Source organism: Bradyrhizobium sacchari (assembly GCF_002068095.1).
GTDB classification, from domain to species: domain Bacteria; phylum Pseudomonadota; class Alphaproteobacteria; order Rhizobiales; family Xanthobacteraceae; genus Bradyrhizobium; species Bradyrhizobium sacchari.
In genome coordinates this window covers 854,433-867,618 of the sequence record NZ_LWIG01000001.1, presented here as the reverse complement: position 1 = coordinate 867,618, position 13,186 = coordinate 854,433, and the positions used below count along the sequence as shown (strand labels likewise).

The following is a 13,186-nucleotide window of genomic DNA, read 5'->3' as shown; positions in this document are numbered from 1 at the left end:
GGCGGGCCGCCGGCCGGGATCATCGGAGGTGCACCGCCGCCGAGCAGGCCGGGAATCTCGGCGGCCTTCTGCCAGCCGGCCATGCCCTCGGACCACACCAGCGTGTCCGGGCGCACGACGCCCTGGGCGATCAGGTCGCGGAATTGCCCTTCCGGAAAGGGCCCCTGCTGCTTGCCCTCGGATGCGTAGAACCAACTCGCCATGAACCGTCCCCCAAAATACTTATGTACCGCTCGGCCGGCGCGGGTTCACCGCATCCATGCCAAAAATGCATTGTGGAGGATGAACTGTTGCCCTGTACAGAGGCGGCCATTCACATGACCTCCCTTGGCCAGACGTTTTTCCGCTTCAATCTGCAACTTTTTTGTGCCATTTGCCCGGAAAGATGCCAGATTGACGCGGCGCCGGGGACATACGGCGCGGCGCATCCCGGGGAACAGGCCTGACCATGAAACTTGTCGTCGCGATCATCAAACCCTTCAAGCTCGATGAGGTCCGCCAGGCCCTGACGGCGATCGGCGTCCACGGCATGACCGTGACCGAGGTGAAGGGCTATGGCCGCCAGAAGGGCCACACCGAGATCTATCGCGGCGCCGAATATGTCGTGAACTTCCTGCCCAAGCTGCGCATCGAGATCGCGGTCGCCTCCGAGGTCGCCGACAAGGCGGTCGCCGTCATCACCGCGACCGCCCGCACCGGCCAGATCGGCGACGGCAAGATCTTCGTCACGCCGATCGACCACGCGCTGCGCATCCGCACGGGCGAAACCGACAGCGACGCGCTCTGAATCAAGAACGACTGCTTCGATTGCACCGGGCAACGACGCCACAGCGTGCGACGCAATTTCTATGCTGGGGGAAATGACATGGCGGGATCGTTGCGCCGCGCAGCCGCTTGGGCTGCGCCGATCGGACTTTCATTGGTCATGGCCGCGCCGGCGCACGCCGCAGGCTCGGAGATCAACACCGCCGACACCGCCTGGATGATCGTCGCCACCGCGCTGGTGCTGATGATGACGATCCCCGGTCTGGCACTGTTCTATTCCGGCATGGTGCGCAAGAAGAACGTGCTGGCGACCATGGCGCAGAGCCTTGCGGCGGTGACGATCATCTCGATTCTCTGGGTCGCATTCGGCTACTCGCTCTGCTTCGTCGGCGACGGCCCGTGGATCGGCACGCTCGACCGCTGGTTCCTCGCAGGCATGACGCTCGACAGCGTCAACCCGGCGGCGAAGACGATCCCGGAAGCGCTGTTCATGCTGTACCAGATGACGTTCGCGATCATCACGGTGGCGCTGGTCGCCGGCTCCGTCGCCGACCGCATGCGGTTCTCCGCCTATCTCCTGTTCTCCGTGGCCTGGTTCATCTTCGTCTATATTCCGCTGGCGCATTGGGTGTGGGGCGGCGGCTTCCTCAACAGCATGGGCGTGCTGGATTTCGCCGGCGGCCTCGTCGTGCACCTGTCGGCCGGCACCGCCGGCCTCGTCGCCGCCAAGGTGATGGGACGCCGCCATGGCTACGGCACCGAAAATCTCTCGCCGTTCGATCTCTCGCTGGCAGTGATGGGCACGGGCCTTTTGTGGGTCGGCTGGTTCGGCTTCAACGGCGGCTCGGCGGGTGCGGCCAATTCGCGTGCGGTGATGGCGATCATCGCCACGCATCTGGCCGCCTGCTCCGGCGCATTGACCTGGGGCGCGATCGAATGGTCGACGCGGCGCAAACCCTCCGTGCTCGGCATGATCTCCGGCGCGGTCGCCGGCCTCGGCACCATCACGCCGGCCTCCGGGTTCGTTGCGCCCTGGCACGGCATCGTCATCGGCATCGCCGCCGGAGCCATCTGCTACTGGGCCTGCACTTGGCTGAAACACCGCTTCAACTACGACGATTCGCTCGACGTGTTCGGCGTCCACGGCATCGGCGGCCTGACCGGCACCCTGCTCGCAGGCGTGTTCGCAACCAGCGCGATCGGCGGCACCGCCGGCCTGATCGAAGGCCATCCGCAGCAGCTTCTGATCCAGCTCTACGGCGTCGCGGTCACCTTCGTCTGGGCGGCTGGCGTGAGCTTCATCCTGCTCAAGCTGGTCGGCCTGTTTGTGCCCCTGCGCGTATCCCGTGAGCACGAGCTCGAGGGATTGGATATTTCTCAGCACGGCGAAGCCCTGCAATAAGCGTCCGCACTACTTTAATACCGTCCTGCTGCCCGACACGTGAGCAACATTGTGTCGGCAGCCTGTCGTGCCTGCTTATTGAGCATGCATGACCAGCTTTTGAGCGCGACGTAATAGCGCACCGCATCGCAATACGCACCAGGCGCGAAAACACCCGTTTTCATAGTCCGTTAGGCAATACGCCCGATCTGGCACGGCATTTGATTCTAGGGGTCCGGCTGTGCCCGCGTAGTGAAACTTCTCCCTCGTGGCGAACCAGTCGAGAAACGCCCGGCCACGTCCGGACCGGGCCCAAGCGGGGATAGGACCCATGAAAATTGTTATGGCGATTATCAAGCCATTCAAGCTGGAAGAAGTCCGTGACGCCCTGACCGCCATCGGCGTTCATGGTCTCACAGTGACGGAAGTCAAAGGGTATGGCCGCCAGAAGGGCCATACGGAAATCTATCGCGGCGCCGAATATGCCGTGAGCTTCCTGCCCAAGATCAAGATCGAGGTCGCTGTCGCCTCCGACCAGGTCGACAAGACCATCGACGCCATCACGTCCGCTGCGAAAACCGGACAGATCGGCGACGGCAAGATCTTCGTCATCAATCTCGACCATGCGGTTCGCATCCGCACCGGCGAGGCCGATGCCGCGGCCCTCTGATTTCGCGCTCAACCTTATCCAATCAGGAGTAAACAATATGACGTTCAAGCGTCCCTATGGCGCGGGATTGGCGGCTCTCGCAGTCGGCCTGTTCGCTGCGACCGCAGCCTACGCCGAGCCAACGGTCAACAAGGGAGACAACGCCTGGATGCTGACATCGACAGTGCTCGTGCTGTTGATGACGATCCCCGGCCTCGCGCTGTTCTACGGCGGCCTCGTCCGTTCCAAGAACATGCTCTCCGTTCTGATGCAGGTGTTCTACACCGTCTGCGTCGTCACCGTGATCTGGGCCGTGTACGGCTACAGCCTCGCCTTCACCGGCGGTTCCGACTTCATCGGCGGCTTCTCCAAGGCCTTCATGATGGGCGTCACCACCGATTCGAAGGCCGCGACCTTCTCGGTCGATGCCAACATCTCGGAGCTCATCTATATGTGCTTCCAGATGACCTTCGCGGCGATCACGCCCGCCCTCATCGTCGGCGCCTTCGCCGAACGCATGAAGTTCGCGGCGATCGCGCTGTTCATCCCGCTCTGGGTCACGCTGATCTACTTCCCGATCGCGCACATGGTCTGGTACTGGCCGGGCCCGGACGCGATCCAGGACGCTGCCAAGGCTCTGGCTGCGGCGGGTGATGCGGCGGCGAAGACCGCGGCGCAGGCCAAGCTCGACGAGATCAACGCCGACGCCGGCTGGATCTTCAAGAAGGGCGCGATCGACTTCGCGGGCGGCACCGTGGTGCACATCAACGCCGGCATCGCAGGCCTCGTCGGCGCCCTCCTTATCGGCAAGCGCGTCGGCTACGGCAAGGAGTTGATGGCTCCGCACTCGCTGACCATGTCGATGATCGGCGCCTCGCTGCTCTGGGTCGGCTGGTTCGGCTTCAACGCCGGCTCCAACCTCGAAGCCAACGGCGGCGCTGCGCTCGCCATGACCAACTCCTTCGTCGCCACCGCAGCCGCCGCGCTGTCGTGGATGTTCGCGGAGTGGATCGTGAAGGGTCATCCGTCGGTGCTCGGCGTCATCTCCGGCGCTGTCGCGGGCCTCGTGGCCGTCACGCCCGCCGCCGGCTTCGCCGGTGTGATGGGTGCGATCGTCCTCGGCCTGGTCGTCGGCGTGGTCTGCCTGTTCTTCTGCACCGTCGTGAAGAACGCGCTCGGCTACGACGACTCGCTCGACGTGTTCGGCGTGCACTGCATCGGCGGCATCGTCGGCGCCCTCGGCACCGGCATCCTCGTCAACCCGGCGCTCGGTGGTGCGGGCATCATCGACTACACCGCCATCCCGCCGAAGGTTGCCGATTACGACTTCGCGGCGCAGATGATCTCCCAGCTCTGGGGCGTCTGCACCACGCTGGTGTGGTCGGGCATCGGTTCGGCGATCCTCTACAAGGTCGTCGATGTGATCGTTGGCCTCCGCGCCAATGTCGAGAGCGAGCGTGAAGGCCTCGACATCACCGAGCACACCGAGCGCGCCTACAACATGTAACCTCTCCTCCCGGACGCGGTCTCTCCGGAGATCGCGTCCACAACTACGGTTTGGGCACATACCCGGCAATGCCCCGACCGTTGAGGGGCTCCAGCGCAAGTTGGAGCCCCTTTCTTTTTGGGTTGCCGGACTGCATCGCAGTGGCTGAGACACCGTCCTAAGTTAAATTGCAATGTCCCGAGCCTCGCGAATATCATGCGCAGGCTGGGAGTTGAATTCATGCGGCTGTCGCAATACTTGACTCTGTGCTTTCTGCTGCTTGGTTTCTCGAGCCTCAACGCTCATGCAGACAAACGCGTCGCATTGGTGATCGGAAACGGCGCCTACCGGAACGTTCCCGCGCTTTCCAATCCAACCAATGACGCGGCCGACGTCGGTGCGGTGCTGAAACGATCCGGGTTTGATCCCATCGTCGCAACCGATCTCGACCAATCCGCGATGCAGGAGGCAGTTCTGCGTTTTGCGCGGGAAGCGCGCGGCGCCGACGTCGCCTTGTTCTATTACAGCGGGCACGCGCTTCAATTCGCCGGTGTCAACTATCTGGTGCCGGTCGATGCGGTCGTGCGCGACGAGGTCGATCTGCGGCGCCTGGTGCGGGCCGACGAGATTCTGGCGGACCTGCAACAAGCCAAGAATCTCCGGATACTGGTGCTCGATGCCTGCCGCGACAATCCATTTGCTGAAGAACTGCGGAGAAACGTGGGGCAGGGGCGGAGCGTGACGGTATCCCGCGGGCTGGCGAAGATGGAAAGCCCGGATGGCACGATCATCTCTTACGCGACCCAGGCGGGTCGAACGGCAGACGACGGCGACGGCCGCAACAGCCCCTATACGAGTTCGTTCTTGGAGCACATACGCGATCCCGGCAATGTCAATTCGGTGTTTCAGACCATCAGCGCGGGCGTGTACCAGCGCACCAAGGGCACGCAGGTGCCCGAGCTCTCGTTGTCGTTCTTCGGCGAGTACTATCTCAACGGCAAACCCGAGATGGCGGCTTTATCGCCAGCAACAGCGCCTCAGGCCGATCCTTGCGCGGATGCCGGAGATCATTGGCGCAGCACGGAGGCGCTTGGCACGTTGGCAGCCTTCAAGGATCATCTCGTGCGCTTTCCGGCCTGTGCATTCGCGGACCTTGCCCGATCCCGTATTGCGGCCCTGGCAAAATCTGCCGATGAAGCGAAACAAATCAGTGCTTTCGACGGAACCTGGATAGGACGGGAACGCTGTCAGGCCGAAGGTCCCTTCCCGGAGTCCTATTATCAACATGCCCTACGGATAAAGAACGGGGTGCTTCACGCGGCCTTTGGCGACGACGGCAAGCCGGGTTCGTCTATTTATGACGGAAAGATCGAGGCCGATGGCAGCGCCAGCATTAGGGTGAGAGGTCTGTTACCCGAGAATGATCCGCTGCGGCGGCCCGCCGGCTCTCCGTATCAGTACAAGATCGTCCTTGCGCTGAAAGACGCGAGCGGATCCGGCGTTCGCACCGAGACATCGCGGCCGTGCCAAATGGAATTGACAAAACTGGTACCGCAAAGCCCGGGTGCGAACCCGGCCGAGATCGATGCAAAGCGGACCAACCGGCACGACGACAAGACCGCAGTGATCCCGCCCGAACAACGGGGAGACGGCAAGGCGCGGCAGACCGGAGGACTGACCTGCTCGACGATGCGCGGCAGGTGCGCCGCGGCCTGCGCGGGGTTCACCGGCAATGCAAATTGCGCCTCAACGGTCTGCCCTCGTCTGGAAGCCGAGTGCATGAGCAGCGGATGCTGGCATGGCCGAGGGTTCAGTGGTTGCGGACTCGCCAAGCGGTGAGTGCCGGGGGCTTTGCGGCGAGACGTTTTGGCCACCGCGAAGAAAAAGATTGCCATTCCGAACCGCCCGCGCAGAAATATCGACCTCAAGAACAACAAACGGGAGGTCGTCATGCGTTTGGAAGGCGGATGCTATTGCGGCGAAGTGCGCTATGTGGCCGAGGGCGACCCGATGATGCAGGCGCAGTGTCATTGCCGCGAGTGCCAGTACATCTCGGGCGGCGCGCCCAACACCTTCATCGCGATGCCGGCGGCCGGCTTCTCCTACATCAAGGGCCAGCCCAAGCAATTCATGCGCAAGGATCTCGAACGCGCGGTGACACGCGAGTTCTGCGCCGAATGCGGCACGCACCTGGTGACCAAGGTTCCGGGGCTGCCGGCCGCGATCCTCAAGGTCGGCACCCTGGACGACCCGAAGCAATTCCATCCGCAGATGGCGATCTACACCTGCGACATGCAGGAGTTCCACGCGATCCCCGCGGGCATGAAGACGTTCGAGAAGCTGCCCGGGCACTGAAGCCGCAATGACGGTGGGCTCCCTCTCCCGCTTGTGGGAAGGGCTGGGGTGGGGGCGCCATCGAGAGCCCCAAGAGAAGAGAACCCTCACCGCCGCGCTTCGCGCGACAAACCTCTCCCGCAAGCCGGAGAGGTGAGAACCGCCATGCATCCCGTTGTTATCCGGGCCCATTATTCCCGCTCTGGACGAGAGCGGCGGCCGATGGTTAATCGCGTCTTAACCTCGCCCTATCTATGGTGAACTGAACCGCTTCCCGCCGGCGCCTTGGTGCGACCGGCTGTTCCAAGAGTGCTGGCGTCCAGAATGGCTATGACCGCTTCATCCCGTGCGCCGCAGGCCAGTGGAAGCTCCGATTCCGCGCGCTCGCCCTTCGTTCGGCTGAACGAGCTGCTGGCGCCGCATCAGCCCGGCAAGCCCTTGATTTCGCTCGCGGTCGGCGAGCCCCAGCATCCCGTGCCCGATTTCGTCGGCCCGGTGCTGGCCAAGCACATCGCCGATTTCGGCCGCTACCCGATGAATCAGGGCACCGACCCGTTCCGCAACGCGGCCGGTGCCTGGCTGTCGTCGCGCTTCAACCTGGCGCGGCCGCTCGACCCCAAGACCGAGATTCTCGTCCTCAATGGCAGCCGCGAGGGGCTGTTCCTTGCCGCGATCGCGGCCGCGCGCTATGTCGGCCCGCGCCCGGGCAAGCCCGCCATCCTGATGCCGAACCCGTTCTATCCGGTCTACGGCGCCGGCGCCCGCGCCGCCGCCTGCGAGCCGGTCTATCTGCCGACCACCGTCGAAAACGGCTTCCTGCCCGATCTCGATGCCATCGACGAGGCGACGCTGGCGCGCACGGTGGCGTTCTATCTGGCCTCGCCCGCCAATCCGCAGGGCTCGGTCGCGAGGCCCGACTATTTCCGGCGCTTGAAGCAGCTCGCCGACCGCTACGGCTTCGTGATCCTCAGCGACGAGTGCTATTCCGAGATCTACACCCGCGAGGCCCCGGGTAGCGCGCTGGAATGCGCCGGACCCGACTTCACCCGCGTGGTTGCGTTCCAGTCGCTGTCGAAACGCTCCAACCTGCCGGGCCTGCGCGTCGGCTTTGCCGCCGGCGACAAGAAGCTCATCGGCATGTTCCTCGAGCTGCGCAACATCGCTGCGCCCCAGGTGCCGGTGCCGCTCCAGCATGTCGCAACCGTTGCCTATGGCGACGAGACGCATGTCGAGGAGAACCGCAGGCTCTACCGGATCAAGTTCGATCTCGCCGACCAGATCATCGGCAACCGGTACGGCTATCGCCGGCCCGATGGCGGATTCTGCGTCTGGCTCAACACGTCGGAGATCGGCGACGACGTGTCGGTGACGCTCAGGCTTTTCAAAGAAGCCGGCGTGCGCGTGGTGCCCGGCAGCTTTTTGGCGCGACAGCAGCCTGACGGATTCAATCCAGGCGCAGGCTACATCCGACTCGCGCTGGTGCAGGATGGCGAAACGACGGCACAGGCGCTGCACCGTCTGGTCGAGACTCTGGGTTAGGCGGGGCCCGTGAGCATGTCGGCAATCGAACGTGTCATTCCACTGGTCGGCCATCTGCCGCCCTCGATCCGCGAGGGGCTGGCGCGGCGCATGCGCGAACTCACCGGTTTCGGCCTGATCGCATTGTCGGGCGTCGCCTCGGCGGCGATGATGACCTGGTCGGTCCAGGACCCCAGCCTCAGCCACGCGACCTCGCGGCCGATCCGCAATATCCTCGGCTATGCCGGCGCGATCGGCGCCGACCTTGCGATGCAGATCCTCGGGCTCGGCGCGATCATGCTGGCGCTGACGGTGGCGGTCTGGGGCTGGCGGATGATGACGCATCGTCCGTTCGATCGCGAAGCGCTCCGGCTTGGCTCCTGGATCCTCTGCACCGTCATCGCGGCGGGCTTCGTCAGCTGTTGGCCGCATGGCGGCGCCTGGCCGCTGCCGACCGGGCTCGGCGGCGTGGTTGGTGACGCGCTGGTACGCGCGCCCGCGGTGATTTTCGGACCGCCCGGCACGATCTATCGCATCGTGCTGGGCACCATCCTGTTCGGCGCGATGGCGGCGACCTTCCTGATCGCCTGCGGCCTCGGCGCACGCGAGCCCGACGAGGAGCTCGCCGAGATCGAGGATGACGACAAGCCGCTCGATGAGGACGAGGAGAGCGATCGCGGCTCGGTGTCGCTGGGCTGGCTGTTCCATGCGCTGATGAGCACGAAGGCGCGGCTGATCTGGCTGCTTGGCGCGGCCTACCGCTCGCTGGTCTCGAGCGGACCGAAGCCCAAGGCCGTCGTGTTCAGCCGCCAGGAGCCCAATCTCGGCGGCGGCCGCGCTGCACCGTCGATCTCGCCGCAGTCCGAGGACGAGGACTACGAGGACGAGCACGAAGAGGAAGTTGAAGACGAGGAGGAGGAAGAGGAGGAGCCGGCCGCGCGCGCCCCGAAGAAGAAGGCTGTGCCGAAGGCCGCTTCCAAAAAGTCCTCCGACAAGTTCGACCTTCCCTCCGTCTCCATGCTGGCCGCGCCGAAGGCCGGCGACCGCCAGCCGCTCAGCAAGGCGGAGCTTGAGACCAATTCCCGTTCGCTCGAGGGCGTGCTGCAGGATTTCGGCGTGCGCGGCGAGATCGTGAAGGCCAATCCGGGTCCCGTGGTCACGCTGTACGAATTGGAGCCGGCGCCCGGCATCAAATCCTCGCGCGTGATCGGCCTTGCCGACGACATCGCCCGCTCGATGAGCGCGCTGTCGGCGCGTGTCGCCGTCGTGCCGGGCCGCAACGCGATCGGCATCGAATTGCCGAACGCGCATCGCGAAAAGGTTTACCTGCGCGAATTGCTTGTGGCGAAGGAAGCAACCGACACGGTCGCGAAGCTGCCGCTGTGCCTCGGCAAGACCATCGGCGGCGATCCCGTCATCATCGACCTCGCGCGCACGCCGCACATGCTGATCGCCGGCACCACCGGCTCCGGCAAGTCGGTCGCCATCAACACCATGATCCTCAGCCTGGTCTATCGGCTTCGCCCCGATCAGTGCCGGCTGATCATGGTCGATCCGAAGATGCTCGAACTCTCCGTCTATGACGGCATTCCCCATCTGCTCACACCCGTCGTGACCGACCCGAAGAAGGCGGTGGTCGCGCTGAAATGGGCCGTGCGCGAGATGGAAGAGCGCTACAAGAACATGGCCAAGCTCGGTGTGCGCAACATCGACGGCTACAACACGCGCCTGCTCGAACTGAAGGCCAAGGGCGAAGAGCCGACGCGCACGGTGCATACCGGCTTCGACAAGGAGACCGGCAAGGCGATCTACGAGGAAGAGAAGCTCTCGCTCGATCCGCTGCCCTACATCGTCATCATCGTCGACGAAATGGCCGACCTGATGATGGTCGCCGGCAAGGACATCGAGGGCGCGGTGCAGCGCCTGGCGCAGATGGCCCGCGCCGCCGGCCTGCATGTGATTCTGGCGACGCAGCGCCCGTCGGTGGACGTCATCACCGGCACCATCAAGGCCAACTTCCCAACCCGCATCGCCTTCCAGGTCACGTCCAAGATCGACAGCCGCACCATTCTGGGCGAGATGGGCGCCGAGCAGTTGCTCGGCCAGGGCGACATGCTCTACATGGCAGGCGGCGGCCGCATCAGCCGCGTGCACGGACCGTTCGCGTCGGACGAGGAAGTCGAGAAGGTGGTGCGTCACCTCAAGACGCAGGGCCAGCCGGAATATCTCGAAGCTGTTACCGCCGAAGAGCCGACCGAGGACGAGGACGGCGGCGCCGTGTTCGACGCCAGCGGCATGGGCGCGGATGGCGGCGGCGACCTCTTCCAGCAGGCTGTCGCGATCGTCAAACGCGACCGCAAGGCCTCGACCAGCTACATCCAGCGCCGGCTGCAAATCGGCTATAACCGCGCCGCATCGCTGATGGAGCGGATGGAACTGGAGGGCATCGTCGGCCCCGCCAACCACGCCGGCAAGCGCGAGATTCTGGTCGAGGAAGAAGACAGCCATATGTGAGGCGAGGCGCCTCAAATCATAATTTTCACGCGAAATCGTTATCTGCTTTTGCCCGAAATCACGCTAAAAAGGCGCCCAGCCATACAGGACGACGCGTTGATCAGACATAAGGACATTCGATTCGCTGCCACCTTTGCCGCGCGGGGCGCACGCATGGCCAGCGTGCTTCTCGTCACCGGCGCGATGGTGACTGCGTCCTCGTTCGCACAGACCGTGTTCGCACAGAGCGTGCCGGTGCCGAAGCCCGCGCCGAAGGGGCGCGACGGCGGCGCCTCCGCCGGCGGACCGGCCGTCACCGGCGCGACGCAAACGCCGCCGAATCCGGTCATCCCGGATCCGCGCCGCAACGTGCCGAGCAGCATCTTCCAGACCTTCGATGCCAACCAGAAGGCACAGGCGGCCAAGGTCAGTGCCTACCTGTCCTCGCTCCAGACCCTGGTCGGGAATTTCGTCCAGGTCGGCCCCGACGGCAGCAAGACGCAGGGCGATTTCTACATCCAGAAGCCCGGCAAGGTACGCTTCGAATATGACGCCCCGAGCCCGATCGACATCGTCGCCGACGGGTCGTCCCTGGTCGTGCGCGACCGCAAGCTGGCGACCCAGGACGTCTATCCGCTGTCGCAGACGCCGCTGCGCTTCCTGTTGTCCGATCGCATCGACCTGATGAAGGACACCAATGTCGTCAACGTCTCGGCCGACGACGTCTTCGTCAGCGTCACCATCGAGGAGAAGCAGGCTCTCGTCGGCACCAGCCGCCTCCTGCTGATGTTCGGCGCCAAGGACGGCCAGCTCAAGCAGTGGACCGTCACCGACCCGCAGGGCTACGACACCACCATCGCGGTCTACAATCTGGATTCGAGCAAGAAGCTCGATCCCAGCATGTTCAAGATCGATTTCACCAATTACGGCCCGTCGCCGGGCTAGTCCGGACTCGTGTCCCAGGACGCGATGCAGCGCATGGCGGTGCGGCGCGGAGCCGGGACCCGGTGTGCCGCGAGATGGCCCCGGTTCAGCAGCGCGTCACTGACGTGCTGTGCTGCGCCCGGGGCCTGAGAAAGCTTGTCCCGCCATTCTTAGCCAAAAGGCGGTGGGCATGGCGCTTTGCGCCTTTGCCCACCCTGTGAGAGCTTGCTAAGACGCATTTCCCATGCGTTTTTCCCTGACAACCTGGAACATCAACTCGGTGCGGCTGCGCATCGACCTGGTCGCGAAATTCCTCAAGAGCGCGCGGCCGGAGGTGCTGTGTCTGCAGGAGACCAAGTGCATCGACGACGCCTTTCCGCTGAAACGCTTCAAGCGGCTCGGCTACGAGTATGTCGCGCTGAATGGGCAGAAGGGTTATCACGGCGTCGCCATCGTCTCGAAGGTCCCGTTCGAATCGAAGGACATCCGCACCTTCTGCGACAAGGTGGATTCGCGCCACATCTCGGTGTCGTTCGGCGAGAAGGCAGGCATCGCACAACCGCTGGTGCTGCATAATTTCTACGTGCCTGCGGGCGGCGACATTCCCGATCCCGCACTGAACGAGAAATTCGACCACAAGCTCCGCTTCCTCGACGAGATGACAGCGTGCGAGCCGCTGCATCCGCGTGGGCAAGATCGCCACATCCTGGTCGGCGATCTCAACGTCGCCCCGCACGAGAACGATGTGTGGTCGCACAAGCAGCTTTTGAAAGTGGTATCGCACACGCCTGTCGAAACCGAAAAACTGAAGGCCGCCCTGGCAGCCGGCGAGTGGGTCGACGTCGCGCGCGATCGCATCCCGATGTCGGAGAAAGTCTACACGTGGTGGAGCTACCGCTCCGCCGACTGGACCGTCGGCGACCGCGGGCGCCGGCTCGACCACATCTGGGTTTCGCGCGCGCTGAAGGACGCGGTCAGCGATTTCAAGATTCTGCGCGATGCCCGGAGCTGGGAGCGTCCGTCGGACCATGTGCCTGTCACGGTGACGCTGGAGGTATAAGCCCCCCATCGTCATTCCGGGGCGCGCGCAGCGCGCGCCCGGAATCCATCGGACGGCGCAGACGGTGGATGAATGGATTCCGGGCTCGCGACTTCGTCGCGCCCCGGAATGACGCGCGGCTACGACGTCAGCTTCGCGCCCGCCATCAGGATATCGCTGGCGATCTGGCTCGCGCGCACCGCGAATTCGTCACGCAGGCGAACCGCGGCGGCGGGATCGCTTTCCAGCACGCGCTGGAACAGGCTGCGCGCGACGCGGATGACGGAGGAATGCTCCAGCGCGATCGCGCTCGACGGCCGCTTCATCGGCACCACCAGCGCGAGCTCGCCGATCAGCGCGCCGGGTCCTGCGATCATCTCGGCGCCGGCGCCATCCTCGACCCGAAAGGCGCCGCGCTGGACCACGAAGCCGGCATCGGCGTCGTCGCCGAGATTGAACAGGACGTCGCCGCGGACGAAGTCTCGCTGCTCGGAGCCGATCGCCAGCATGCGCAACGAGGCGTCTCCCAACAGGCGCAATGTCGGGACTCGCTCGAGAAGCGCTACGTCGTCGTCGATTGACATTCAGGTCCGAGGC

12 protein-coding genes are annotated in these 13,186 nt (G+C 64.4%); 10 read left to right on the top strand and 2 right to left on the bottom strand.

All coding sequences use genetic code 11. The features are described from left to right. The coding region (locus tag A5906_RS43780; protein ID WP_245326576.1) for a DUF4339 domain-containing protein at nucleotides 1-203 on the bottom strand (203 nt) is incomplete at its 3' end. A 245-nt stretch (nucleotides 204-448) separates the two neighbouring features. Between A5906_RS43780 and A5906_RS04000 the strand changes: the two genes are divergently transcribed. The 10 genes from A5906_RS04000 to A5906_RS03955 all read left to right on the top strand — a co-directional run bounded on the left by A5906_RS04000 (nucleotide 449) and on the right by A5906_RS03955 (nucleotide 12,610). After that, complete coding sequence (locus A5906_RS04000) at nucleotides 449-787, top strand: P-II family nitrogen regulator (RefSeq protein WP_080133900.1); 339 nt, start codon at nucleotides 449-451, stop codon at nucleotides 785-787. Between the two features lie 78 nt (nucleotides 788-865). Then, on the top strand, nucleotides 866-2,167 hold the full coding sequence (locus tag A5906_RS03995) for an ammonium transporter (RefSeq protein ID WP_080133899.1): 1,302 nt from the start codon (nucleotides 866-868) through the stop codon (nucleotides 2,165-2,167). 310 nt (nucleotides 2,168-2,477) lie between these two features. Next, nucleotides 2,478-2,816, top strand: coding sequence for a P-II family nitrogen regulator (locus A5906_RS03990; RefSeq protein ID WP_008142813.1), 339 nt, complete (start codon nucleotides 2,478-2,480; stop codon nucleotides 2,814-2,816). Nucleotides 2,817-2,853: 37 nt separating this feature from the next. Beyond that, complete coding sequence (locus A5906_RS03985) at nucleotides 2,854-4,302, top strand: ammonium transporter (protein ID WP_080133898.1); 1,449 nt, start codon at nucleotides 2,854-2,856, stop codon at nucleotides 4,300-4,302. A 219-nt stretch (nucleotides 4,303-4,521) separates the two neighbouring features. Continuing rightward, nucleotides 4,522-6,120 carry a caspase family protein gene (locus tag A5906_RS03980; protein WP_080134066.1) on the top strand — a complete coding sequence of 533 codons (1,599 nt, stop codon included), beginning with the start codon at nucleotides 4,522-4,524 and terminating at the stop codon, nucleotides 6,118-6,120. Between the two features lie 111 nt (nucleotides 6,121-6,231). Beyond that, a complete protein-coding gene (locus tag A5906_RS03975; RefSeq protein WP_080134065.1) occupies nucleotides 6,232-6,636 on the top strand; it encodes a GFA family protein in 405 nt (134 codons plus the stop codon). 303 nt (nucleotides 6,637-6,939) lie between these two features. Continuing rightward, on the top strand, nucleotides 6,940-8,154 hold the full coding sequence (locus tag A5906_RS03970) for an aminotransferase class I/II-fold pyridoxal phosphate-dependent enzyme (RefSeq protein ID WP_080133897.1): 1,215 nt from the start codon (nucleotides 6,940-6,942) through the stop codon (nucleotides 8,152-8,154). Between the two features lie 9 nt (nucleotides 8,155-8,163). Then, nucleotides 8,164-10,647: a DNA translocase FtsK gene (locus A5906_RS03965; protein ID WP_080133896.1), complete on the top strand. Its 2,484-nt coding sequence runs from the start codon at nucleotides 8,164-8,166 to the stop codon at nucleotides 10,645-10,647. Between the two features lie 153 nt (nucleotides 10,648-10,800). Beyond that, nucleotides 10,801-11,571, top strand: coding sequence for an outer membrane lipoprotein carrier protein LolA (locus A5906_RS03960; protein ID WP_080133895.1), 771 nt, complete (start codon nucleotides 10,801-10,803; stop codon nucleotides 11,569-11,571). 223 nt (nucleotides 11,572-11,794) lie between these two features. Continuing rightward, the gene (locus tag A5906_RS03955; RefSeq protein WP_080133894.1) at nucleotides 11,795-12,610 is read left to right on the top strand and encodes an exodeoxyribonuclease III; all 816 of its coding nucleotides are present in this window, start codon (nucleotides 11,795-11,797) and stop codon (nucleotides 12,608-12,610) included. A 119-nt stretch (nucleotides 12,611-12,729) separates the two neighbouring features. Here the strand turns inward: A5906_RS03955 and A5906_RS03950 are convergent, their stop codons facing one another. Continuing rightward, the gene (locus A5906_RS03950) at nucleotides 12,730-13,173 is read right to left on the bottom strand and encodes a Crp/Fnr family transcriptional regulator (protein WP_080133893.1); all 444 of its coding nucleotides are present in this window, start codon (nucleotides 13,171-13,173) and stop codon (nucleotides 12,730-12,732) included. Between the last annotated feature and the right edge of the window lie 13 nt (nucleotides 13,174-13,186).

What these genes read in the sequence shown, in the direction of transcription:
- A5906_RS04000 (WP_080133900.1), top strand. Translation starts at nt 449, where the DNA reads ATGAAACTTGTCGTCGCGATCATCAAACCCTTCAAGCTCGATGAGGTC.
- A5906_RS03995 (WP_080133899.1), top strand. Translation starts at nt 866, where the DNA reads ATGGCGGGATCGTTGCGCCGCGCAGCCGCTTGGGCTGCGCCGATCGGA.
- A5906_RS03990 (WP_008142813.1), top strand. Translation starts at nt 2,478, where the DNA reads ATGAAAATTGTTATGGCGATTATCAAGCCATTCAAGCTGGAAGAAGTC.
- A5906_RS03985 (WP_080133898.1), top strand. Translation starts at nt 2,854, where the DNA reads ATGACGTTCAAGCGTCCCTATGGCGCGGGATTGGCGGCTCTCGCAGTC.
- A5906_RS03980 (WP_080134066.1), top strand. Translation starts at nt 4,522, where the DNA reads ATGCGGCTGTCGCAATACTTGACTCTGTGCTTTCTGCTGCTTGGTTTC.
- A5906_RS03975 (WP_080134065.1), top strand. Translation starts at nt 6,232, where the DNA reads ATGCGTTTGGAAGGCGGATGCTATTGCGGCGAAGTGCGCTATGTGGCC.
- A5906_RS03970 (WP_080133897.1), top strand. Translation starts at nt 6,940, where the DNA reads ATGGCTATGACCGCTTCATCCCGTGCGCCGCAGGCCAGTGGAAGCTCC.
- A5906_RS03960 (WP_080133895.1), top strand. Translation starts at nt 10,801, where the DNA reads ATGGCCAGCGTGCTTCTCGTCACCGGCGCGATGGTGACTGCGTCCTCG.
- A5906_RS03955 (WP_080133894.1), top strand. Translation starts at nt 11,795, where the DNA reads ATGCGTTTTTCCCTGACAACCTGGAACATCAACTCGGTGCGGCTGCGC.
- A5906_RS03950 (WP_080133893.1), bottom strand. Translation starts at nt 13,173, where the DNA reads ATGTCAATCGACGACGACGTAGCGCTTCTCGAGCGAGTCCCGACATTG.